This is a genomic window from Staphylococcus sp. T93 (assembly GCF_016743875.1).
GTDB classification, from domain to species: domain Bacteria; phylum Bacillota; class Bacilli; order Staphylococcales; family Staphylococcaceae; genus Staphylococcus; species Staphylococcus aureus.
The window spans coordinates 119,324-141,084 of sequence record NZ_CP068247.1; the positions used below are offsets into that span (position 1 = coordinate 119,324).

23 protein-coding genes are annotated in these 21,761 nt (G+C 30.6%); 15 read left to right on the forward strand and 8 right to left on the reverse strand.

The window, feature by feature from the left end; translation table 11 throughout:
* The first annotated feature begins 33 nt into the window (after window positions 1-33).
* The 5 genes from JG553_RS00560 to JG553_RS00580 all read left to right on the forward strand — a co-directional run bounded on the left by JG553_RS00560 (window position 34) and on the right by JG553_RS00580 (window position 4,014).
* Window positions 34-753: an HAD family hydrolase gene (locus JG553_RS00560; RefSeq protein WP_000365354.1), complete on the forward strand. Its 720-nt coding sequence runs from the start codon at window positions 34-36 to the stop codon at window positions 751-753.
* The gene (locus tag JG553_RS00565) at window positions 737-1,537 is read left to right on the forward strand and encodes an alpha/beta fold hydrolase (RefSeq protein WP_000362967.1); all 801 of its coding nucleotides are present in this window, start codon (window positions 737-739) and stop codon (window positions 1,535-1,537) included. The genes JG553_RS00560 and JG553_RS00565 overlap by 17 nt, the downstream gene beginning before the upstream one ends.
* A 135-nt stretch (window positions 1,538-1,672) precedes the next feature.
* Window positions 1,673-2,179: an SA0570 family protein gene (locus JG553_RS00570; protein WP_000735558.1), complete on the forward strand. Its 507-nt coding sequence runs from the start codon at window positions 1,673-1,675 to the stop codon at window positions 2,177-2,179.
* Window positions 2,180-2,340: 161 nt separating this feature from the next.
* Window positions 2,341-3,057, forward strand: a complete 717-nt coding sequence (locus JG553_RS00575; RefSeq protein ID WP_001222133.1) for a hypothetical protein — start codon at window positions 2,341-2,343, stop codon at window positions 3,055-3,057.
* A 168-nt stretch (window positions 3,058-3,225) separates the two neighbouring features.
* A complete protein-coding gene (locus JG553_RS00580) occupies window positions 3,226-4,014 on the forward strand; it encodes an alpha/beta fold hydrolase (RefSeq protein WP_001045421.1) in 789 nt (262 codons plus the stop codon).
* A gap of 250 nt (window positions 4,015-4,264) precedes the next feature.
* Here the strand turns inward: JG553_RS00580 and sarA are convergent, their stop codons facing one another.
* From sarA to sroA, 4 genes are all read right to left on the reverse strand, one after another.
* A complete protein-coding gene (gene sarA / locus JG553_RS00585; protein ID WP_001018677.1) occupies window positions 4,265-4,639 on the reverse strand; it encodes a global transcriptional regulator SarA in 375 nt (124 codons plus the stop codon).
* A gap of 947 nt (window positions 4,640-5,586) precedes the next feature.
* On the reverse strand, window positions 5,587-6,516 hold the full coding sequence (locus JG553_RS00590) for a DMT family transporter (protein ID WP_001553862.1): 930 nt from the start codon (window positions 6,514-6,516) through the stop codon (window positions 5,587-5,589).
* 194 nt (window positions 6,517-6,710) lie between these two features.
* The gene (locus tag JG553_RS00595; RefSeq protein WP_000169042.1) at window positions 6,711-6,935 is read right to left on the reverse strand and encodes a DUF2922 domain-containing protein; all 225 of its coding nucleotides are present in this window, start codon (window positions 6,933-6,935) and stop codon (window positions 6,711-6,713) included.
* A gap of 16 nt (window positions 6,936-6,951) precedes the next feature.
* The gene (sroA, locus tag JG553_RS00600) at window positions 6,952-7,155 is read right to left on the reverse strand and encodes a sigS mRNA-stabilizing protein SroA (protein ID WP_000036088.1); all 204 of its coding nucleotides are present in this window, start codon (window positions 7,153-7,155) and stop codon (window positions 6,952-6,954) included.
* 158 nt (window positions 7,156-7,313) lie between these two features.
* Between sroA and JG553_RS00605 the strand changes: the two genes are divergently transcribed.
* From JG553_RS00605 to JG553_RS00645, 9 genes are all read left to right on the forward strand, one after another.
* The gene (locus JG553_RS00605) at window positions 7,314-7,874 is read left to right on the forward strand and encodes a tyrosine-type recombinase/integrase (RefSeq protein WP_001044914.1); all 561 of its coding nucleotides are present in this window, start codon (window positions 7,314-7,316) and stop codon (window positions 7,872-7,874) included.
* Window positions 7,875-7,892: 18 nt separating this feature from the next.
* Window positions 7,893-10,295: a Na+/H+ antiporter Mnh2 subunit A gene (mnhA2, locus tag JG553_RS00610; RefSeq protein ID WP_000060776.1), complete on the forward strand. Its 2,403-nt coding sequence runs from the start codon at window positions 7,893-7,895 to the stop codon at window positions 10,293-10,295.
* A complete protein-coding gene (mnhB2, locus tag JG553_RS00615; protein ID WP_000661906.1) occupies window positions 10,282-10,707 on the forward strand; it encodes a Na+/H+ antiporter Mnh2 subunit B in 426 nt (141 codons plus the stop codon). Before mnhA2 ends, mnhB2 begins: the two co-directional genes overlap by 14 nt.
* Window positions 10,704-11,048, forward strand: a complete 345-nt coding sequence (gene mnhC2, locus JG553_RS00620; RefSeq protein WP_001048985.1) for a Na+/H+ antiporter Mnh2 subunit C — start codon at window positions 10,704-10,706, stop codon at window positions 11,046-11,048. Before mnhB2 ends, mnhC2 begins: the two co-directional genes overlap by 4 nt.
* Complete coding sequence (gene mnhD2 / locus JG553_RS00625; protein ID WP_000950548.1) at window positions 11,038-12,534, forward strand: Na+/H+ antiporter Mnh2 subunit D; 1,497 nt, start codon at window positions 11,038-11,040, stop codon at window positions 12,532-12,534. The genes mnhC2 and mnhD2 overlap by 11 nt, the downstream gene beginning before the upstream one ends.
* Window positions 12,535-13,017, forward strand: coding sequence for a Na+/H+ antiporter Mnh2 subunit E (gene mnhE2, locus JG553_RS00630; RefSeq protein ID WP_001071973.1), 483 nt, complete (start codon window positions 12,535-12,537; stop codon window positions 13,015-13,017).
* A complete protein-coding gene (mnhF2, locus tag JG553_RS00635) occupies window positions 13,014-13,316 on the forward strand; it encodes a Na+/H+ antiporter Mnh2 subunit F (protein ID WP_000616642.1) in 303 nt (100 codons plus the stop codon). Before mnhE2 ends, mnhF2 begins: the two co-directional genes overlap by 4 nt.
* The gene (gene mnhG2, locus JG553_RS00640) at window positions 13,291-13,728 is read left to right on the forward strand and encodes a Na+/H+ antiporter Mnh2 subunit G (protein ID WP_000406611.1); all 438 of its coding nucleotides are present in this window, start codon (window positions 13,291-13,293) and stop codon (window positions 13,726-13,728) included. Before mnhF2 ends, mnhG2 begins: the two co-directional genes overlap by 26 nt.
* A gap of 339 nt (window positions 13,729-14,067) precedes the next feature.
* Window positions 14,068-16,110, forward strand: coding sequence for a cation:proton antiporter (locus JG553_RS00645; protein WP_000402172.1), 2,043 nt, complete (start codon window positions 14,068-14,070; stop codon window positions 16,108-16,110).
* A 1,426-nt stretch (window positions 16,111-17,536) separates the two neighbouring features.
* Here JG553_RS00645 and mntC read toward each other — a convergent pair.
* Genes mntC through JG553_RS00660 form a run of 3 tightly spaced genes read right to left on the reverse strand, consistent with a single transcriptional unit; the run spans window position 17,537 to window position 20,045 of the window.
* Window positions 17,537-18,475: a manganese ABC transporter substrate-binding lipoprotein MntC gene (gene mntC, locus JG553_RS00650; protein ID WP_000737655.1), complete on the reverse strand. Its 939-nt coding sequence runs from the start codon at window positions 18,473-18,475 to the stop codon at window positions 17,537-17,539.
* A complete protein-coding gene (locus JG553_RS00655) occupies window positions 18,472-19,308 on the reverse strand; it encodes a metal ABC transporter permease (protein WP_000889252.1) in 837 nt (278 codons plus the stop codon). The genes mntC and JG553_RS00655 overlap by 4 nt, the downstream gene beginning before the upstream one ends.
* Window positions 19,302-20,045 carry a metal ABC transporter ATP-binding protein gene (locus JG553_RS00660; RefSeq protein ID WP_000894461.1) on the reverse strand — a complete coding sequence of 248 codons (744 nt, stop codon included), beginning with the start codon at window positions 20,043-20,045 and terminating at the stop codon, window positions 19,302-19,304. Before JG553_RS00660 ends, JG553_RS00655 begins: the two co-directional genes overlap by 7 nt.
* A 121-nt stretch (window positions 20,046-20,166) precedes the next feature.
* Here JG553_RS00660 and JG553_RS00665 point away from each other — a divergent pair, with 121 nt between their 5' ends.
* Complete coding sequence (locus JG553_RS00665) at window positions 20,167-20,811, forward strand: metal-dependent transcriptional regulator (protein WP_000954654.1); 645 nt, start codon at window positions 20,167-20,169, stop codon at window positions 20,809-20,811.
* Window positions 20,812-20,890: 79 nt separating this feature from the next.
* Here the strand turns inward: JG553_RS00665 and JG553_RS00670 are convergent, their stop codons facing one another.
* Window positions 20,891-21,643: a M50 family metallopeptidase gene (locus tag JG553_RS00670; RefSeq protein WP_001108545.1), complete on the reverse strand. Its 753-nt coding sequence runs from the start codon at window positions 21,641-21,643 to the stop codon at window positions 20,891-20,893.
* Between the last annotated feature and the right edge of the window lie 118 nt (window positions 21,644-21,761).

Sequence of the window (21,761 nt, forward strand, 5' to 3'; positions counted from 1 at the left end):
AAAATAACTATAAACATAAAGAGGGCATAAGCGATGGATTTGAATCAAATTAAAGCAGTTGTATTTGATTTAGAAGGTACGTTGTTGGACAGAGTTAAATCTCGAGAGAAATTTATCGAAGAGCAATATGAACGATTTCATGACTACTTAATTCATGTTCAACTGGCAGATTTTAAAAAAGCATTTATTGAGCTAGATGACGATGAAGATAATGATAAACCTGATTTATATAAAGAAATCATTAAACGTTTCCATGTAGATAGGTTAACTTGGAAAGACTTATTTAATGATTTTGAAATGCATTTTTATCGTTATGTATTTCCTTATTACGATACTTTGTATACACTAGAAAAGCTATCGCAAAAAGGCTTTCAAATTGGTGTTATCGCAAATGGTAAATCTAAGATTAAACAATTTCGATTACATTCACTTGGTTTGATGCATGTTATTAATTATTTATCAACATCAGAAACAGTTGGTTTTCGTAAACCACATCCTAAAATTTTTGAAGATATGATTGATCAACTAGGGGTATTACCTGAGCAAATTATGTATGTTGGCGATGATGCGTTAAATGATGTAGCTCCAGCACGAGCTATGGGCATGGTTAGTGTATGGTATAAACAAGAAGATGCTGAAATTGAACCACTCGAAGAAGAAGTTGATTTTACAATTACAACAGTGGAAGAATTATTAACCATTTTACCAATAAAAAATGATAATAAAGGAGAAAATTATGGATCTATTTACTAGAAAAGATGGAACATCGATACATTACAGTACATTAGGTGAAGGCTATCCTATCGTATTGATTCATACTGTACTTGATAATTATTCTGTGTTTAATAAATTAGCAGCAGAATTAGCAAAATCATTTCAAGTTGTGTTAATTGATTTACGTGGACATGGCTATTCTGATAAACCTCGTCACATTGAAATAAAAGATTTTTCTGATGACATTGTTGAATTACTTAAATATTTATATATTGAAGAAGTTGCATTTGTATGCCATGAAATGGGTGGAATCATTGGTGCGGATATTTCAGTACGTTATCCTGAATTTACATCATCACTTACGTTGGTAAATCCAACATCTATTGAAGGTGAATTACCGGAAGAACGTTTATTTAGAAAATATGCCCATATTATTCGAAACTGGGATCCTGAAAAACAAGATAAATTTTTAAATAAGCGTAAGTATTATCGTCCGAGAAAAATGAATCGATTCCTCAAACATGTCGTAGATACAAATGAAATATCAACTAAAGAAGAAATTCAAGCAGTTAAAGAGGTATTCAAAAACGCTGATATTTCTCAAACTTATAGAAATGTCGTAGTACCGACAAAAATTATTGCAGGAGAATTCGGTGAAAGAACAACAAGATTAGAAGCTAAAGAAGTAGCTGATTTAATCCAAAATGCGGACTTTGAAGTATATCAAGAATCAAGTGCATTCCCATTTGTTGAAGAGCAAGAAAGATTCGTCGAAGATACAGCTGCATTTATCAACAAACATCACGATGAAAAGCATGTTTAATTTTTAGTGATAAGTGAAATATAAAAGTAGTAATTATTATTTGTAATATAATTGTAATATGACTGTTGTTTTAGAAATGATTGTTGTATAATGGTTGTGAGCACAAGACGATATAAATAAAAGGAGAGAGTGCTTATGAAAAAGCTACTAACGGCAAGTATAATTGCATGTTCTGTTGTAATGGGAGTAGGCTTAGTGAACACTAGTGCCGAAGCAGCAAGTGGCAACTCTATTGATACTGTTAAACAATTAATTAAGGGTGATCAGTCATTAGAAAATGTGAAAATTGGCGAATCTATTAAAGATGTTTTAACTAAGTACAAAAATCCGATGTATTCTTACAATGAAGATGGAACTGAACATTATTACGAATTCCATACTAAAAAAGGTATGTTATTAGTAACTACTGATGGTAAGAAAAACAATGGTAAAGTAACTCATATTTCAATGATGTATAATGATGCTAATGGTCCAACATATCAAGCTGTTAAAAATTATGTTGGCAAAGCAGTAACACATACGGAATATAGCAAAGTTGCTGGTAATTTTGGATATATTGAAAAAGGCAAAACGACTTATCAATTTGCCTCAGCACCAAAAGATAAAAACATAAAATTATATCGTATTGATTTGGAAAAATAATAATTAAATTAATCGTGCTTAACCGACAAGTTAAATCGCAATACTTGTCGGTTATTTTATTACATGGCATAATACAGTGAATATTAATTTTTATGATTTGCGAAGGGGAAATTAAACCAATACAATAAATAAAGATGTTTCATTTTAAAGGAGTACTACCAATGCGTATTAACGATAAAATTTTACTAGAAAATATAGAAGATTACTTTAATCATAAAGGTTTATCACCGCATTTGATTGATGATATTAAAGAGAAAGTAATTACTGATATAAAAAATTCTGAAAAGAAAGATCAAGATTATATTGAATATAAAAGAAAATCTCCAGCACAAATCATATTAATGATTCAAAGGAATTTGTTTGCTTTACAAATGAATCCAGTTATTTTCTTTATTATAAACTTCATTCTCATATCCTATTTATATGATAAACAGTATGTTCAGTTTCAAGCTATTACTGGAATGAGTCTATTTTATTGTTTAGTGATTTTTCCAATGACTATTGTTGTATACCTAAGGGTGTCTCAAAAGAATTACTTGCGTAGTAATAAAATAGAAATGATTATGGGTACAATTATCGCTATCATATCCTTGTTATTAATTATATTACAAGCATTTAATATTACTTGGGGCGTTATACCAATTACAAATTTTGGACATCAATTTTTCTTTTTCATTGGTATTATTTTAGTAATTGCCGGCATATTTTATAAGCGACTTGAGTTTTCGGGAATCGGGTTATTATTTTGTCAAAAAACCGTCGATGCAATGATTCATAATCCACAATCAGCCCAGATTTTTTCATTAATTATATGGATATTATTAGTAGTTCTAGTTATATATTTCACAATTAGATTATCTTCACGTACAAGATTATAAATATGATAAAACTATTCACTTGATTAATTGTATTAATTGAGATGAATAGTTTTTTTATTGTTGGAATAACTTTTGGTAATTTATAAATAATTTAAAAAAATTGTTTATAAAATGGAAGCGTATATAGAATGAAGGTTGGGTATATAGTTTATTGAGGGAGGTGTCACAATGAATAAAGTCACAATTAATCCTCAAATCCAATTAACTTATCAAATTGAAGGTAAAGGGGATCCTATAATATTACTTCATGGATTGGATGGTAATTTAGCTGGATTTGAAGATTTGCAACATCAACTAGCATCATCATATAAAGTACTTACTTACGATTTAAGAGGTCATGGCAAGTCTTCTAAAAGTGAATCATACGATTTAAACGATCACGTTGAGGATTTAAAAATTCTAATGGAGAAGTTAAATATTCATGAGGCACATATTCTAGGACATGATTTAGGTGGGGTAGTTGCTAAGTTATTTACAGATAAATATGCTTATCGTGTAAAATCATTAACTACCATTGCATCGAAGAAAGATGACTTAATACACAGCTTTACTCAATTGTTAATACAATATCAAGATGATATAGCGGGTTTTAATAAGTCTGAAGCGTATATTCTTTTATTTTCTAAATTGTTTAGAAATCAAGAGAAGACGATGAAATGGTATCAAAAACAAAGAATATATAGCATTAAGTCTGAGGATGATAGTGCGGTGGCAATTCGTTCATTAATTTTGCATAAAGATGAACCTATGTATTTAAAAAAACGTACATGTGTACCTACTTTGTTAATTAATGGGGAACATGATCCTTTGATTAAAGATAAGAATCATTTTAAATTGGAAGCGCATTTTTTAAATGTTACGAAAAAAATCTTCGAACATTCAGGACATGCACCGCATATTGAAGAACCAGAAGCATTTATGAATTATTATTTAAAATTTTTAAAAAGCGTATCATAATATGTGATATATAAACCTAGGGCATAAAGTCCTTAGGCAATGTGAAAAAGCTGATTACTATTCATTATTTGATAGAAATCAGCTTTTTTTGAAATGTATTTGATATATACTGCTCGTTATGCGGCTATCTTCCTTATATTAAGTGCCATTAGTGCAAAACCTCTTAACAATTAGGTAAAAAGAGCATAAAAAAAGGAAGTTTAATAGAATGTATCATCTATCAAACTTCACCAAATTGCGCTAAACAAAATTATAGTTCAATTTCGTTGTTTGCTTCAGTGATTCGTTTATTTACTCGACTCAATAATGATTCGATTTTTTTACGTTGTTGTGCATTAACAAGAATTAATACAGTTCTTTCATCATGCTCATTACGTTTTTTATCGAAGTAATCTTCTTGAGATAAAATTTTAACTGCTTTAACAACTTGTGGTTGTTTGTAGTTTAAATGATTAATAATATCTTTAAGATAGTATTCTTTCTCTTTGTTTTCGCTGATGTATGTCAATACAGCGAATTCTTCAAAGCTAATTGAAAATTCCTTTTTAATTAAACTTTTTAATTTGTCAGCATAAGTGACCATTGATAACAACTCAAAGCAATCATTGATTTTTGTAATTGCCATGTTTAAAACCTCCCTATTTGATGCATCTTGCTCGATACATTTGCCCGATAATATATTGATATCTAATCTTTATTTATTATAGATATGTTAGTCATAATTTTGCATTAAATAAGTTTTATTAAATATATTTAATGCTCTATTATTTAGTTAATTATAACTAATTAAAAATGAGAAGTAAACAAAAAAGTGTTTATAAAACAAATTATTCATTAGACACAGTGATTGTATTTCTGGGTTAGCATTTGGTTTAGTCAAAAATATCAGCATTTTTTATAATTTACCTTAATTTAATCGACAATACAAGGTAATTTATTTAATGAAACGATTTAGCGCAATTAAATGTTTCGATATTCAATGTGTGTCTAAAGAGATTCTTTGTTATAGCTTAACTCTTCCAAGTTAACTTCTTCTACTATTTATACCCATTTTTCAGAATTTTATCACTAAAAATGAAAAATTTTTATAATTTTTTTAATTTAGTAATTCTCAGTGCAGTTTTAATGATAAGAAAAACACATTAATTTAGTGATTAAAACCAATCTATAGCACGTTAAAGTGTCTATACGTTATTCCGATTGATAACGGGTAACAAATAATAGAAAGTACGATAATTGATCATGCATTAAAGCACTTTTATTTTTCAAACTCGACTCAATGAATTATAAAAAGTTGTGCATTTTGACTTATTTTTAATTAATTGAATAACCAACTATGAAATATTAGCACGAATAACATAATTTTTGCTATTAATTTGGTGTAAATTATTAAAAAATAACATTAATTTAGGTCTTAAGAATGAGTTGACTATCGAATTTGCTAAATTAAAATTTGTTGTGTCAAAGCATACTACCCAAATCAACGCTTTTCTAAAGATTTTTAGACCACAAAAAAATAGCTTATCACTTTTAAAAATAATTACAAGTTAAAATGATAAGCTAAAAGTTAATTTAAAATAATCTTAAAAGTATAATGCCTGTCAAAATACATAATAGACCAATAGTTTTTCTGGATGTCATTGCTATTTTAGGTGAACCAAATAATCCAAAGTGATCTATCAATATGCCCATTAGAATCTGGCCAAACATCCCAATAAGTGTTGTTAATGCTGCACCCATATGAGGCATTAAGATAATGTTAGCTGTTACAAAAGCCATGCCAAGTATACCGCCAGTAAAATAGATAGGCTTTAATTTACCGAATTTTAAATGACTTGTTTTTAGTTTTAAAGAACGATTAAAAATAGCGGTTAAAATCAATAGCGCTATTGACCCAATTGTAAATGATACTAATGATGCAAAGGCTGGTGAATGAGTATGACTAGCTAAAGCACTATTAATTGTCGTTTGAATAGGTGGAAAGAAACCAAAAATAAATCCTAATAGAAGCCAAAACAGTAAATACTTTTGATCAGTTAGTAATAAATTATTCTTGTTAAATTGATTCATTATGACGATGCCGACAATGAGTAACAATACTCCAATTGCTTTAATTAAATTAAAATCATGAATTGTAGCGCCAAATAATCCAAATGTATCAATAATGACACCCATAATAATTTGACCCGCAACTGTTGCAATTACAGTTAATGTTGCACCTAATTTTGGCAATAACAATAAATTGCCAGTTAAAAAGCTAACCCCAAGCAAACCACCGACTACCCATGTGTAGTTAAATGATTGATTATTGTAAAAGTGAATAGTAAATACTTCTGGATTGATAATGATATTTAAAATAATTAAACAAATTGTTCCAACTGAAAATGAAATGAATGAAGTATAGAAAGGCGATTTAGTATACAGTGATAGTCTTGAATTGACAGATGTTTGGATAGGAATAAGCATTCCAACTAGGACACCAATGATATAGAAAAGAAGCATATGAATAAAGTCTCACTTTCCAAAGTTAATAATAAAATCATATATTTACATTATCATTATAGAGAAAATATACAACTCATTTACAATAATGTTGAAAAAAACAGGACATTATTACAACAAAATCACCCTAGACAATCATGATGAAAGTCTAGGGTGTTAGTATTTATACTAAATTAATTGCGCTTTCTTTATATCTATTTCTTATCTTCAAATAAAACAGTTGTTGTTTTATCAATAATTTGAGCAGAATGTACTTTGGTGATAGTACCACTATTTGACTTTATAATATTTAAATCTACTAATGCATTCATACTATCACGTGCAACTTGCTCGGTCACTACGTTGTTTAATTGTGGTAATTGCAGTTTTACAGGCTTGTCTAGTGAAGATTTAAAACTTAATTCAAGTGTTTTAGTCATGAATATGTCCTCCTGATTAAATTGATAAAGATTTGATGAGTTCGATATTGCTATATGTTTCTCCAGTAAGTCGCTCAATAAGTTTGCTGAATGTTTTAATTTGGTCGTTTGATGCATCAGGGTTAATGTTAGCGAATCGACGCTTAAATTCTGTTTGTTTGCCGTTAGCGTCTACTTTAGTAAATGATAATACAATAGTGATGTGGTTTATTTTACTCATATTTTAAAACCTCCTTTCACACTATATATCGAAACAAAATAATAAAATGGCTAATTTTATTTTCTATGTTTAAAATCTATAAAAAAGGCAATAGATATATGTAACTAAAATATAATATAGCTATGATTAAGACACTTAAAGCAAGGGGAGGTTGAGTAATGAATAAAGTAGAAGCGATTAAATTTAATGATGATATTGTTAAAATGTATGAAGCGCTCAAGATAAAATCTGAACGTGACTATTTATTCTTTAAGTTAGCTATACATAGTGGATTGAAAGTATCAGAATTATTAACAATTACAGTCTCTCAAGTTAAGAGACTAATTGAAAAGTGTACGTTATCAGAAATGTGTAAAGCACATTTTCATTCGTTGATTAAAATTAGGTTACCAGAAACATTATCGAAAGAACTACTTCAATATATAGAGGACAGGAGTCTTTCGAATGAAGACGTTCTTTTTCAATCACTACGAACAAATCAAGTATTATCTAGACAGCAAGCATATCGAATAATTCACCAAGCATCAATTGAAGCTGGTATAGATAATGTAGGACTAACGACATTGCGTAAGACATTTGCATATCATGCTTATCAAAAAGGTATACTTATACCAGTCATTCAAAAGTATTTAGGGCATCAATCTGCTATTGAAACACTAAATTTTATCGGTTTAGAAAATGAGTGTGAACATAGTATTTATATTTCATTACAATTATAGAAACAAAGGAGGCTAATAATGAGTTTGGTTTATTTATTAATTGCTATACTTGTGATTATGGCGATGATACTTCTAATGTCTAAACGTAGAGCATTGGCTAAATATGCCGGGTACATAGCGTTGGTTGCACCTGTAATTTCATCTATCTATTTTTTGATTCAAATACCATCAGTAGCTAAACTGCAATATCTTTCTACCTCTATTCCATGGATTAAGACATTAGATATTAATTTAGATTTACGTTTAGATGGTTTAAGTTTAATGTTTTCTCTTATTATTTCACTTATTGGAATTGCAGTATTCTTCTATGCAACTCAATATTTATCCTCTCGAAAAGACAATTTACCAAGGTTTTATTTTTATTTAACGTTATTTATGTTCAGTATGATTGGTATTGTATTATCAGACAATACGATATTGATGTACATTTTTTGGGAATTAACGAGTGTATCATCATTTTTATTGATTTCATATTGGTATAACAATGGTGACAGTCAATTTGGTGCGATTCAATCATTTATGATTACAGTATTTGGTGGATTGGCGTTATTAGTTGGTTTTATTATGCTGTATATCATGACAGGAACGAATAACATCACAGAGATATTAGGACAAGCAGATCATATTAAGAATCATGGATTGTTTATCCCTATGATTTTTATGTTTTTATTAGGTGCATTTACAAAATCAGCACAATTTCCATTTCATATTTGGCTACCTAGAGCAATGGCTGCACCTACACCTGTAAGTGCTTATTTACATTCAGCCACGATGGTAAAAGCTGGTATCTTTTTATTACTTCGATTTACACCATTATTAGGTCTTAGCAATATGTACGTATATATCGTTACGTTTGTTGGTTTAATAACAATGTTATTTGGTTCAATTACAGCTTTAAAACAATGGGATTTAAAAGGTATCCTAGCGTACTCTACAATCAGTCAACTTGGGATGATTATGGCTATGGTGGGTATAGGTGGCGGATATGCTCAACACCAACAAGACGCAATAGCATCTATTTATGTATTTGTATTATTTGGTGCGCTATTTCATCTAATGAATCATGCCATCTTTAAATGTGCGCTTTTCATGGGAGTAGGTATTTTAGATCATGAAGCAGGTTCAAGGGATATACGAATTTTAAGTGGAATGCGTCAACTATTTCCTAAAATGAATCTAGTCATGACGATAGCGGCTCTATCTATGGCTGGAGTACCATTTTTAAATGGATTTTTAAGTAAAGAAATGTTTTTAGATGCATTAACACAAACTGGACAATTATCCCAATTTAGTTTGATTTCAATGATAGCTATCGTGTTTGTTGGTGTTATTGCGAGTGTTTTTACATTCACATATGCACTATACATGGTAAAAGAAGTATTTTGGACAAAATATGATTCTAAGGTTTTTACTAAAAAAAATATCCACGAACCATGGTTGTTTAGTTTACCATCTCTTATATTAATGGTGCTAGTACCTGTAATCTTTTTTGTACCAAATATATTTGGGAAGGGGATTATCGTTCTAGCATTAAGAGCTGTATCAGGTGGTAATCATCAAATTGATCAATTGGCACCACATGTTTCGCAATGGCATGGATTTAACATACCGCTTCTTTTAACCATCATCATTATTTTATTGGGTAGTGTACTAGCAATCAAAGTAGATTGGAAAAAAGTGTTCACAGGTAAAATTAGACAGATTTCAGTTTCAAAAAGCTATGAGATGGTATATCGACATTTTGAAAAGTTTGCTACGAAGCGATTTAAACGTGTTATGCAAGATCGTTTAAACCAATACATTATTATGACCTTAGGCATATTTATGATTATCATTGGATATGGTTATATTCGAATTGGACTTCCTAAAGTACATCAGTTACATGTTTCTGAATTTGGGGCATTAGAAATTATATTAGCAATCGTAACTGTCACAATTGGTATTTCTTTAATTTTTATACGTCAACGACTGACAATGGTCATTTTAAATGGAGTCATCGGATTTGTTGTGACCTTATTCTTTATAGCAATGAAAGCCCCTGATCTAGCATTGACTCAGCTAGTAGTTGAAACAATAACGACGATACTATTTATTGTCAGTTTTTCAAGATTACCAAACGTGCCAAGATCTAACGCTAACAAAAAAAGAGAAATAATTAAAATTTCTGTATCACTCTTGATGGCACTTATTGTTGTATCATTAATTTTTATTACACAACAAACAGATGGTTTATCATCAATATCAGACTTTTATTTAAAAGCTGACAAACTAACAGGTGGTAAAAATATTGTAAATGCGATACTTGGTGACTTTAGAGCATTAGATACATTATTTGAAGGATTAGTGTTAATTATTACTGGGCTAGGTATTTACACATTATTAAATTATCAAGATCGGAGGGGACAAGATGAAAGAGAATGATGTCGTGTTAAGAACGGTCACGAAACTTGTTGTATTTATTTTATTGACTTTCGGATTCTATGTCTTCTTCGCAGGTCATAATAATCCTGGTGGTGGGTTTATTGGTGGTTTAATATTTAGTTCAGCGTTTATTTTAATGTTTCTGGCTTTTAATGTTGAAGAGGTTTTAGAAAGTTTACCGATTGATTTTAGAATTTTAATGATTATTGGAGCATTGGTATCATCTATTACTGCGATAATACCTATGTTTTTTGGAAAACCATTTTTGTCTCAATATGAAACAACTTGGATACTTCCAATTTTAGGACAAATTCATGTAAGTACAATAACACTTTTTGAATTAGGTATTTTATTCTCAGTTGTTGGTGTTATTGTCACAGTGATGTTGTCGCTTAGCGGAGGTCGATCATGAATTTAATATTATTACTAGTTATAGGATTTTTAGTGTTTATAGGAACATATATGATTTTATCAATCAATTTAATTCGTATTGTAATCGGAATTTCAATATATACTCATGCTGGTAATCTCATTATTATGAGTATGGGAACGTATGGTTCTAGTAGATCAGAACCACTAATAACTGGTGGAAACCAATTGTTTGTTGATCCCTTGTTACAAGCTATTGTACTAACTGCAATAGTTATAGGGTTTGGGATGACTGCGTTTTTACTTGTACTTGTTTATAGAACTTATAAAGTAACAAAAGAAGATGAAATTGAAGGCCTAAGGGGGGAAGATGATGCTAAGTAACTTATTGATTTTACCAATGTTATTACCATTCCTTTGTGCCTTAATCCTTGTATTTTTAAAAAATAATGATCGTATTTCTAAATATTTATACTTAGGTACAATGACTATCACCACAATTATTTCATTAATGCTATTAATTTATGTTCAGCGTCACCGTCCAATTACGCTAGACTTTGGAGGATGGTCAGCGCCCTTTGGTATACAGTTTTTAGGAGATTCTTTAAGTTTAATTATGGTTACAACCGCTTCGTTTGTGATTACTTTAATTATGGCATACGGATTTGGGCGTGGCGAACATAAAGCAAATCGTTATCACTTGCCATCGTTCATATTATTTTTAAGTGTTGGCGTGATAGGCTCTTTTCTAACATCAGATTTATTTAATTTATACGTCATGTTTGAAATTATGTTACTAGCGTCATTTGTACTCATTACACTTGGACAATCTGTAGAACAATTACGTGCTGCAATTATTTATGTTGTCTTGAATATTATTGGTTCATGGCTATTCTTATTAGGTATAGGTTTACTTTATAAAACAGTAGGTACATTAAACTTTTCACATATTGCAATGCGTTTGAATGACATGGGAGATAATCGCACTGTTACAATGATTTCATTAATCTTCTTAGTCGCATTTAGTGCGAAAGCAGCGCTGGTCCTTTTTATGTGGCTACCCAAAGCCTACGCTGTGTTAAATACTGAGCTTGCAGCATTATTTGCAGCGTTAATGACCAAAGTAGGGGCCTATGCATTAATTCGATTCTTCACTTTACTATTTGATCAACATAATGATCTCATACATCCATTGCTAGCAACTATGGCTGCTATAACTATGGTCATCGGCGCTATAGGTGTCATTGCTTATAAAGATATTAAAAAGATTGCAGCTTACCAAGTCATAATCTCAATAGGATTTATCATTTTAGGTTTAGGAACAAACACGTTTGCAGGTATTAATGGTGCAATATTTTATTTGGTAAATGACATTGTTGTAAAAACATTGCTATTTTTTATTATTGGTAGTTTAGTTTACATTACAGGCTATCGACAATATCAATATTTGAATGGCTTAGCTAAAAAAGAACCTTTATTTGGAGTTGCGTTTATTATAATGATTTTTGCTATTGGCGGCGTGCCTCCATTTAGTGGCTTTCCGGGGAAAGTACTTATTTTCCAAGGTGCATTGCAAAATGGCAATTATATTGGACTAGCGTTAATGATTATTACTAGTCTAATTGCAATGTACAGTTTATTTAGGATACTTTTTTATATGTATTTTGGAGATAAAGATGGGGAGGAAGTTAATTTTAAGAAAATCCCGCTATATCGAAAAAGAATTTTAAGTATTTTAGTAGTTGTGGTTATCGCAATCGGAATTGCTGCACCTGTTGTGTTAAATGTTACAAGTGATGCAACTGAGTTGAACACGAGTGATCAATTATATCAAAAACTTGTAAATCCGCATTTGAAAGGAGAGGACTAAATGAATCAAATAGTTTTAAATATTATCATTGCATTCTTATGGGTATTATTTCAAGATGAAGATCATTTTAAATTCTCGACTTTCTTTTCTGGATATCTAATTGGTTTAATTGTCATTTATATATTACACAGGTTTTTCAGCGATGATTTTTATGTTAGAAAAATATGGGTAGCTATTAAATTTTTAGGTGTTTATTTATATCAATTAATAACATCTAGCATTAGCACGATTAATTATATTCTTTTTAAAACAAAAGATATGAACCCTGGATTACTTTCATATGAAACAAGACTAACAAGTGATTGGTCAATAACATTTTTAACAATTTTAATTATTATAACTCCAGGGTCTACAGTAATACGAATTTCTCAAGACTCTAAAAAGTTTTTTATTCATAGTATCGACGTGTCAGAAAAAGAAAAAGATAGTTTGTTAAGAAGTATTAAGCATTATGAAGACTTAATATTGGAGGTGTCGCGATGATACAAACAATAACACATATTATGATTATTAGTTCACTCATTATTTTTGGAATTGCATTAATCATCTGTTTATTTAGATTAATCAAGGGACCTACAACAGCAGATCGTGTCGTTACATTTGATACAACAAGTGCTGTCGTAATGTCAATTGTGGGTGTGTTAAGTGTACTTATGGGCACCGTTTCTTTCTTAGATTCAATCATGCTCATTGCCATTATATCTTTTGTAAGTTCTGTTTCAATATCACGCTTTATTGGTGGGGGGCATGTGTTTAATGGAAATAACAAAAGAAATCTTTAGTCTTATTGCTGCTGTGATGTTGTTGTTAGGTAGTTTTATTGCTCTTATTAGTGCAATAGGTATCGTGAAATTCCAAGATGTTTTCTTAAGAAGTCACGCTGCGACAAAAAGTTCAACTTTATCCGTGTTATTAACTTTAATCGGTGTATTAATTTATTTTATTGTGAATACAGGATTTTTCAGTGTGCGTTTATTACTGTCACTTGTTTTTATTAATTTAACTTCACCAGTCGGCATGCACTTAGTCGCTCGCGCTGCTTATCGCAACGGCGCTTATATGTATCGAAAAAATGATGCTCACACACATGCATCAATATTATTAAGTTCAAATGAACAAAACTCTACAGAAGCATTACAATTACGTGCTGAAAAACGAGAAGAGCATCGTAAGAAATGGTATCAAAACGATTGAAGTGTTGGCTAAATTGTTAAGCATAACAATGCTTTTGAAAATCTGTTTTCAAAATTAATCATTAAAAGAGTACTTTGAAATTGGTTAGTCGATTTTAAGGTGCTCATTTTTTGTATTATAAGTTAATGTTGTTATGTGAAAGCAAGTTGTTTATTTATACAAACAATTAGTGATAAAATAAAATTAAATAATTGCAAATTTAAGTACTGCAATCGTAGACATATATCTATATTAAAGTGCTTTTGTGGTCGCTAACTCAATTTATCCTCTAAAGTATAATTACAACGAGATGTGATACTTAATTTTCAATTAAACAATACTTTTTAGAGAGGTGAAAGTTTGGAAATATTTGAAACAATTCTTATATTTATAGCTGTTGTGATACTAAGTTCGTTTGTCCATACTTTCATACCTAAAGTACCCCTAGCATTTATACAAATTTTCTTGGGCATGTTACTATTTATTACCCCAATCCCTGTTCAATTTAATTTTGATTCTGAATTGTTTATGGTAACAATGATTGCGCCTTTGTTATTTGTAGAAGGTGTTAATGTTTCTAGAGTCCATTTAAGGAAATATATTAAGCCAGTGATGATGATGGCATTAGGATTAGTCATTACTACTGTGATAGGTGTAGGTTTATTTATTCATTGGATTTGGCCAGATTTACCTATTGGAGCAGCATTTGCAATTGCTGCCATTCTTTGTCCTACTGATGCAGTAGCAGTGCAAGCAATCACTAAAGGAAAGGTCTTGCCAAAAGGAGCAATGACAATTCTTGAAGGTGAGTCATTATTGAATGATGCTGCTGGTATTATTTCATTTAAAATAGCTGTTGGAGTATTAGTTACAGGTGCTTTTTCACTTGTTGATGCTGTTCAGTTGTTTTTAATTGCATCAATTGGTGGCGCAGTGGTTGGTTTACTTATAGGTATGGCATTAGTAAGGTTCCGATTAACATTGATGCGTCGAGGATATGAAAACATTAATATGTTTACAATTATTCAATTGTTAACACCATTTGTTACGTATTTAATTGCTGAATTGTTTCACGCATCAGGAATCATTGCAGCAGTAGTTGCAGGACTTGTACATGGTTTCGAACGTGACAGAATTATGCAAGTACGTACACAACTGCAAATGAGTTACAATCATACATGGAATATACTAGGTTATGTTTTAAATGGCTTTGTTTTTTCAATATTAGGATTTTTAGTACCTGAAGTTATTATTAAAATTATCAAAACAGAACCGCACAATTTAATCTTTTTAATAGGCATCACTATTGTTGTTGCTTTAGCTGTCTATCTATTTAGATTTGTTTGGGTTTATGTCTTATATCCTTATTTTTATTTAGCCATCAGTCCATTCCAAAAAATGATGACTAAAAATGATGATGATAATCCAACGACTGAGAAACCACCAAAGCGAAGTTTATACGCTTTAATTATGACGTTATGTGGTGTGCATGGAACAATTTCTTTAGCAATCGCATTAACGTTACCGTATTTTTTAGCAGGGCATCATGCTTTTACGTATAGAAACGACTTATTATTTATTGCATCTGGTATGGTTATTATTAGTTTGGTAGTTGCGCAAGTATTATTGCCATTATTAACGAAACCTGCACCTAAAACAGTAATTGGCAATATGTCGTTTAAAGTTGCTAGAATTTATATATTAGAACAAGTTATTGATTATCTAAATCAAAAATCTACTTTCGAAACAAGTTTTAAATATGGTAACGTGATTAAAGAATATCATGATAAATTAGCATTTTTAAAAACTGTAGAGAAAGATGATGAAAACTCTAAAGAATTAGAACGTCTACAAAAAATTGCTTTTAATGTAGAAACAAAAACATTAGAGTCTTTAGTAGATGAAGGACAAATAACGAATAGTGTACTTGAAAACTATATGCGTTATGCTGAAAGAACACAGGTATATAGACAAGCATCATTAATAAGAAGAATGATTGTATTATTACGAGGTGCTTTATTAAAACGAAGAGTACAAACGAGAGTGAACTCCGCATCTTCACTTAGTGTTACGGATAACTTAATGGAATTAAATAAAATTAATAAATTAGTCCATTATAATGTGGTTAGTCGTTTGTCTAAGGAAACAACAAAAGATAATACACTTGAAGTTGGAATGGTTTGTGACGGTTATTTAATGCGAATTGAAAACTTAACACCATCAAATTTCTTCAACTCAGCAAGTGAAGATACGATTACTAAAATTAAATTAAATGCATTGAGAGAACAACGTCGCATTTTACGTGAGTTGATTGATACAGATGAAGTATCAGAAGGTACAGCGTTAAAACTAAGAGAAGCCATCAATTATGATGAAATGGTTATTGTAGATAGTATGACGTAGTTCCTAATTATGCTAAAAGGGATTGATGAAAAACTGAAGGGCTTTTCATCAATCCCTTTTATTTTAGGGGAATTGAATAGATAGTTTTAAACTATACGAATTATTAATATTTGAGATTTAATTGAAATAAGTTTTAAAAATTGGAGGAGATAGATTAAGCGAAGTCATTTAAAGGTGAAGTTAAGTGTATTCACAAAAAATAGCCACACTCATATGACATCGGATGAGTGTGGCTTAAGGATCTATGGGGGGAGGAAACCATAGATGTTTACTTTGATAGGCCAGATTAAATATCAAAGTATGCGATTATTTATAGCTTGATGCAAAAGTGGTATGCCTATTAAAAGTTACTGCACATAGCTTTTAATATTCCGTTCAAAGGAAAGGGGCATACAATTGAACAATCTGTAATAGTACTTTTAACCAGCTATGCTAAAAGTCTAGTAGGGAGAACAGTTGTCCAATCACATAAGAACCTCTAACTTCGTTAGTACGATTAAGAAAAGCTTTTTAGTTAGTATGTAATACAATTTATTGACGCGCGTGAATCTCTTTTATAAGAGTGTGTAGGGAATGGCGTTGTATAAATTGTATTAGAAGAACTTCTAACGCATCTCTGTGGTTAAAAGAGATGAAGGGAACGACAGTTTAATTAAAACTGCATAAGAACTTCTAGCTTTTCTCTCTCGTTCAAAGAGAAGCAGCTGTTCGCAGTTTAATCAAAACCACATAAAGCTTTTAACTTTACTCTTTGATTTAAAGAGTGATAAATGTTTACAGTTTAATTAAAACTGCATAAGAACTTCTAGCTTTTCTCTTTCGTTCAAAGAGAAGCAGCTGTTCGCAGTTTAATCAAAACCACATAAAGCTTTTAACTTTACTCTTTGATTTAAAGAGTGATAAATGTTTACAGTTTAATTAAAACTGCATAAGAACTTCTAGCTTTTCTCTTTCGTTCAAAGAGAAGCAGCTGTTCGCAGTTTAATCAAAACCACATAAAGCTTTTAACTTTACTCTTTGATTTAAAGAGTGATAAATGTTTACAGTTTAATTAAAAACTGCATAAGAACTTCTAGCTTTTCTCTTTCGTTCAAAGAGAAGCAGCTGTTCGCAGTTTAATCAAAACCACATAAAGCTTTTAACTTTACTCTTTGATTTAAAGAGTGACAAATGTTTACAGTTTAATTAAAACTGCATAAGAACTTCTAGCTTTTCTCTTTCGTTCAAAGAGAAGTTCTAATACCACCATATCGTGCGATCGGGAACGGTATATATATTAATAGGAGGGTAATATATATTTAACGCACGATATGGGACTATTAGCCTTCGACTTTGTTATGTTGATGTGTGGCCTAAAATATTGGAGATACCAATATTTTAGGTTGCATCAACATCAATTCATCTTACTTCATTAAAACACAGCGTGTTATTTCATGCTTCCGTGTACAGTTTCAATATTTGATTTCATCATTTTGTAGTAAGAGTCACCTTTAGTGCCTTCTTTACCGATTGAATCTGTGTACACTTCACCAAAGATATCTTTCTTCGTTTCTTCAGATAAACTTTCCATTGCTTTCTTATCAACACTTGTTTCTACTAATAAGTGTTTTAATTTGTGCTTTTTAACAAACTCAATAGCTTGTCTCATTTGTTCAGGTGTACCTTGTTTTTCAGTGTTAATTTCCCAAATATAACCTGGTGTAATACCGTATTGTTTTGAGAAGTACTTGAAGGCACCTTCACTTGTAATCATGGCACGTTGTTCTTTTGGAATGTCATTAAATTTGTCTTTACTGTCTTTACTGTCATTATTTAATTTTTCCAATTGAGCAATGTATTTGTTACCTTGCTTTTCATAATCTGCTTTATGTTTTTTGTCGTTATCGATAAATGTTTGTTGAATTGTTTTTACGTATTTAATACCGTTATCTAAACTTAACCATGCGTGTGGATCTTGTTTATCTTTGTTGCCTTCTTCACCGTTTAAATAGATAGGTTTAACATCTTTTGATACTGCGATAACTTTTTTATCTTTTAATGATTTACCAGCCTGTTCTAAGGCTTTTTCAAACCAACCGTTACCAGTCTCTAAATTTAATCCGTTGTATAAAATAACGTCAGCGTCAGTTAACTTTTTAATATCTTTAGGTTTAACTTCATATTCATGAGGATCTTGACCAACAGGTACAATACTATGAATATCGACGTTGTCTCCACCAACATTTTTAGCCATATCATATAAAATTGAATTCGTCGTTACTACTTTTAATTTGCCATTTGACTTATCACTGCTTTGTTTACCACCAGTACCACATGCAGCAACTAGAAGTAATAAGGCTAATAATAAAGGTACTAATTTTTTCATGTTAAACTTCCTCGTTTCTTTCTATTCGTAAATTTTGTGAAAAATAATGTGATGATATAAATTACAAACGTACAAAGTACGATTGTCGCACCACTAGGAATGTTGTAAATATAGCTGTAATAAAGTCCGACAATTGAACTTATGACACTTATTAAACTTGCTATAATCATCATTGAGTATAGTTTTTTACTAATTAAAAATGCTGTAGATGCAGGTGTAATTAATAATGCAACTACAAGAATAATACCTACCGTTTGAATACTTGCTACTGTTACTAATGAGAGTAACAACATCACAAAGTAATGTAATAACGTCGTATTTAGACCACTCATTCTACTAAACGTTGGATCGAATGTAGAAATCATTAATGGACGATAGAAAATAATGATTAGAATAAGGACGATTGAACCAATCACAATAGTTGTTAAAAATGCACTATTTGTGATTGCCAGTAAATTACCAAACAGAATATGGTACAAATCTGTCGTAGTGTTTATTAAGCTAATAATAATAATCCCCGAAGCTAAGAAAGCGGTAAAACTAATTCCAATAGCGGCGTCAGGTTTCGTTTTACTACTAGATGTGATATAACCGATAAAAATACTTGCGATCATACCAGTTATAAGTGCGCCTACAAACATTGGAATACCAAATAAGAATGATAGGGCAACACCAGGTAATACTGCGTGACTCATTGCATCTCCCATTAATGAAAGACCACGTAATACAATTAAACTACCAACTGTACCACAAACTATCCCTACAATAATTGAAGTTATCAATGCTCGATTCAAGAATTGATATGTAAATAAATGTTCGACAAACTCTAACATGTTATATTGCTCCTTTGACTAGGGTCACTACAGTCAGTGCTACTCATAAATGTTTCGTTTAAGCGAGTGACACTCATAGCCTCTTCACTATCACCAAAGTATCGTAATGTTTGATTTAATAGAATAATGCGATCAAAGTATTGCTTTGCTTTTGATAGATCATGGTGGATGATAAGAATAAGTTTTCCTTGTTGTTTTAAGTTCTCGATTTTTGTCATGATTAATTTTTCGTTACTAAAATCAATTCCGACAAACGGCTCATCTAGAAAATAAACTTCACTTTCGGACATCAATGCTCTTGCTACTAGCACACGTTGTAATTGTCCACCACTTAATTCTGAAATTTGTCGATGACGTAAAGATTCTAATTCTAAATCGCTTAATAACTGTTTGAGTTTATCCCTTGCTGATTTATTAGGTCGTCTAAACCATCCAATTTCTTTGTAGCAACCTGATAAAATCACTTGTTCCACACTTATAGGAAAATCTAAATCAATATGTGCTTTTTGTGGAATATATGTAATATGTTGCAGTTGTTGTTGTATAGGTTTGTTATATAACAATTTAGTACCGGTAGCATTAAATTCACCAATTAAAGACTTGATAAGGGAAGATTTACCAGCACCATTCGGGCCCATGATACCAATTATTTCGCCGCGTACTGGTATCGATAAGGAAATGTTTTTAAGTACATGCTTATTACCTAAAAACAGATTTAAATCTTTTGTTTCTAACAAACGTTTATACCTCCTAATTAAAAGTTTAGGCTAACCTAATTAATTGTATAATAAACTGAGAATATTTATCATGTCAAGTAAATTCGTGATATAATATAGACAATGTATGTGAGGTGAAAGTATGTTAACTGAAGAAAAAGAGGACTATTTAAAGGCAATCCTTACGAATAATGGCGATAAAAACTTTGTGACAAATAAAATCTTATCTCAATTTTTAAATATTAAGCCTCCATCTGTAAGTGAAATGGTAGGACGTCTTGAAAAAGCAGGCTATGTTGAAACAAAACCATACAAAGGTGTTAGATTAACAGAGGATGGTTTAACGCATACGCTTGATATCATTAAGAGACATCGACTATTAGAATTATTTTTAATAGAAATATTGAAATATAATTGGGAAGAAGTACATCAAGAAGCAGAAATTTTAGAACATCGAATTTCAGATTTATTTGTTGAAAGGCTGGATAGCCTGTTAAATTTCCCAGAAACTTGCCCGCACGGCGGTGTGATTCCTAGAAATAATGAATATAAAGAGAAATATATAACAACGATTTTGAATTATGAACCTGGTGATATCGTTACAATCAAACGTGTGAGAGATAAGACCGATTTGCTAATATATTTGTCTAGTAAAGATATTTCTATTGGTAATGAAGTGGAAATTGTATCGAAAGATGAAATGAATAAAGTAATTATCATTAAACGTAATGATAATGTAATTATTGTCAGTTACGAAAATGCAATGAACATGTTTGCTGAAAAATAAAATAAAGAAGCCATAAAGATATCCATGATTGAACTGATAAAGACATATGGATAATTGCTTTAGGCTTCTTTTTTATTAGTTAATTTATCAAGTGAGTATATTTGAGTAAAATATTCACTGCATAAAGATTGAAGATAATCCAGATTGTACTATAAATGAAGATAGGTACATGACTGAGTTCTTTAAGTGCACTACCATCCCACTGTGGACTCGGACGCTGGAAAGTCAATTTAGCAATCGTCCAACTAGATTGTAGAACTTCGCCTAATAATACACCTAAAATATATTGATAACTCATTGTGACAAGTAGTTGAATTTCTACTATATTTTCATCTTTTAATATAAAATACAACATGATAGAAATTAAAGTTATAACAACAATGGGTGAGCCTTTTCTAGATGTTAAAATTAAAAAATAAATAAATATCAATAAATAGGTAAATATAAAGAAACTAGGTATCTGATAATGGCTCGACGCTAAACCTATCAATAACATAATAGGTGGCATAAAATAACCACCAATCGTTGTAAGCCATTGGCCTGCTAGATGTCTAGATTGTGTAATTGCGAATCCTTGTTGTAATGTCTGTTGTCGCTCTCGTGGACTTGTTACAATGACTAAATCTTTTGCACGGCCACCAGCGAGTTTATTAAACAGTACATGACCAAATTCATGTGTTAAAACAGGGATATAGTTTAAAATGACATCTAAATAGTTCAAAACAGGCTTATGTCTATATTGATGAATAGCAATATAACAAGCTGCAACAATAACGATAATGTATATATTAAGTTGAATTGTCGTATTAAAAAAGTTTGATAAATAATTCATTGTTAACCTCATATAAGATATTAATTTAAAGTTTGCTTATCACTTATTATAAATGATATTGGCATCAATAGCGTTAGACTTTAGACTTACCTTAGTTAAACTAATTTTAATTTTTGAA

Excerpts from the sequence above, each read along its gene's own strand:
- JG553_RS00580 (WP_001045421.1), top strand. The coding sequence starts at position 3,226 with ATGAATAAAGTCACAATTAATCCTCAAATCCAATTAACTTATCAAATT.
- mnhE2 (WP_001071973.1), top strand. The coding sequence starts at position 12,535 with ATGAATCAAATAGTTTTAAATATTATCATTGCATTCTTATGGGTATTA.
- mnhB2 (WP_000661906.1), top strand. The coding sequence starts at position 10,282 with ATGAAAGAGAATGATGTCGTGTTAAGAACGGTCACGAAACTTGTTGTA.
- mnhA2 (WP_000060776.1), top strand. The coding sequence starts at position 7,893 with ATGAGTTTGGTTTATTTATTAATTGCTATACTTGTGATTATGGCGATG.
- JG553_RS00570 (WP_000735558.1), top strand. The coding sequence starts at position 1,673 with ATGAAAAAGCTACTAACGGCAAGTATAATTGCATGTTCTGTTGTAATG.
- JG553_RS00590 (WP_001553862.1), bottom strand. The coding sequence starts at position 6,516 with ATGCTTCTTTTCTATATCATTGGTGTCCTAGTTGGAATGCTTATTCCT.
- JG553_RS00595 (WP_000169042.1), bottom strand. The coding sequence starts at position 6,935 with ATGACTAAAACACTTGAATTAAGTTTTAAATCTTCACTAGACAAGCCT.
- JG553_RS00605 (WP_001044914.1), top strand. The coding sequence starts at position 7,314 with ATGAATAAAGTAGAAGCGATTAAATTTAATGATGATATTGTTAAAATG.
- mntC (WP_000737655.1), bottom strand. The coding sequence starts at position 18,475 with ATGAAAAAATTAGTACCTTTATTATTAGCCTTATTACTTCTAGTTGCT.
- sarA (WP_001018677.1), bottom strand. The coding sequence starts at position 4,639 with ATGGCAATTACAAAAATCAATGATTGCTTTGAGTTGTTATCAATGGTC.
- mnhD2 (WP_000950548.1), top strand. The coding sequence starts at position 11,038 with ATGCTAAGTAACTTATTGATTTTACCAATGTTATTACCATTCCTTTGT.
- JG553_RS00665 (WP_000954654.1), top strand. The coding sequence starts at position 20,167 with ATGTTAACTGAAGAAAAAGAGGACTATTTAAAGGCAATCCTTACGAAT.
- mnhG2 (WP_000406611.1), top strand. The coding sequence starts at position 13,291 with ATGGAAATAACAAAAGAAATCTTTAGTCTTATTGCTGCTGTGATGTTG.
- JG553_RS00575 (WP_001222133.1), top strand. The coding sequence starts at position 2,341 with ATGCGTATTAACGATAAAATTTTACTAGAAAATATAGAAGATTACTTT.
- mnhF2 (WP_000616642.1), top strand. The coding sequence starts at position 13,014 with ATGATACAAACAATAACACATATTATGATTATTAGTTCACTCATTATT.
- JG553_RS00670 (WP_001108545.1), bottom strand. The coding sequence starts at position 21,643 with ATGAATTATTTATCAAACTTTTTTAATACGACAATTCAACTTAATATA.
- JG553_RS00655 (WP_000889252.1), bottom strand. The coding sequence starts at position 19,308 with ATGTTAGAGTTTGTCGAACATTTATTTACATATCAATTCTTGAATCGA.
- mnhC2 (WP_001048985.1), top strand. The coding sequence starts at position 10,704 with ATGAATTTAATATTATTACTAGTTATAGGATTTTTAGTGTTTATAGGA.
- JG553_RS00565 (WP_000362967.1), top strand. The coding sequence starts at position 737 with ATGGATCTATTTACTAGAAAAGATGGAACATCGATACATTACAGTACA.
- JG553_RS00560 (WP_000365354.1), top strand. The coding sequence starts at position 34 with ATGGATTTGAATCAAATTAAAGCAGTTGTATTTGATTTAGAAGGTACG.
- sroA (WP_000036088.1), bottom strand. The coding sequence starts at position 7,155 with ATGAGTAAAATAAACCACATCACTATTGTATTATCATTTACTAAAGTA.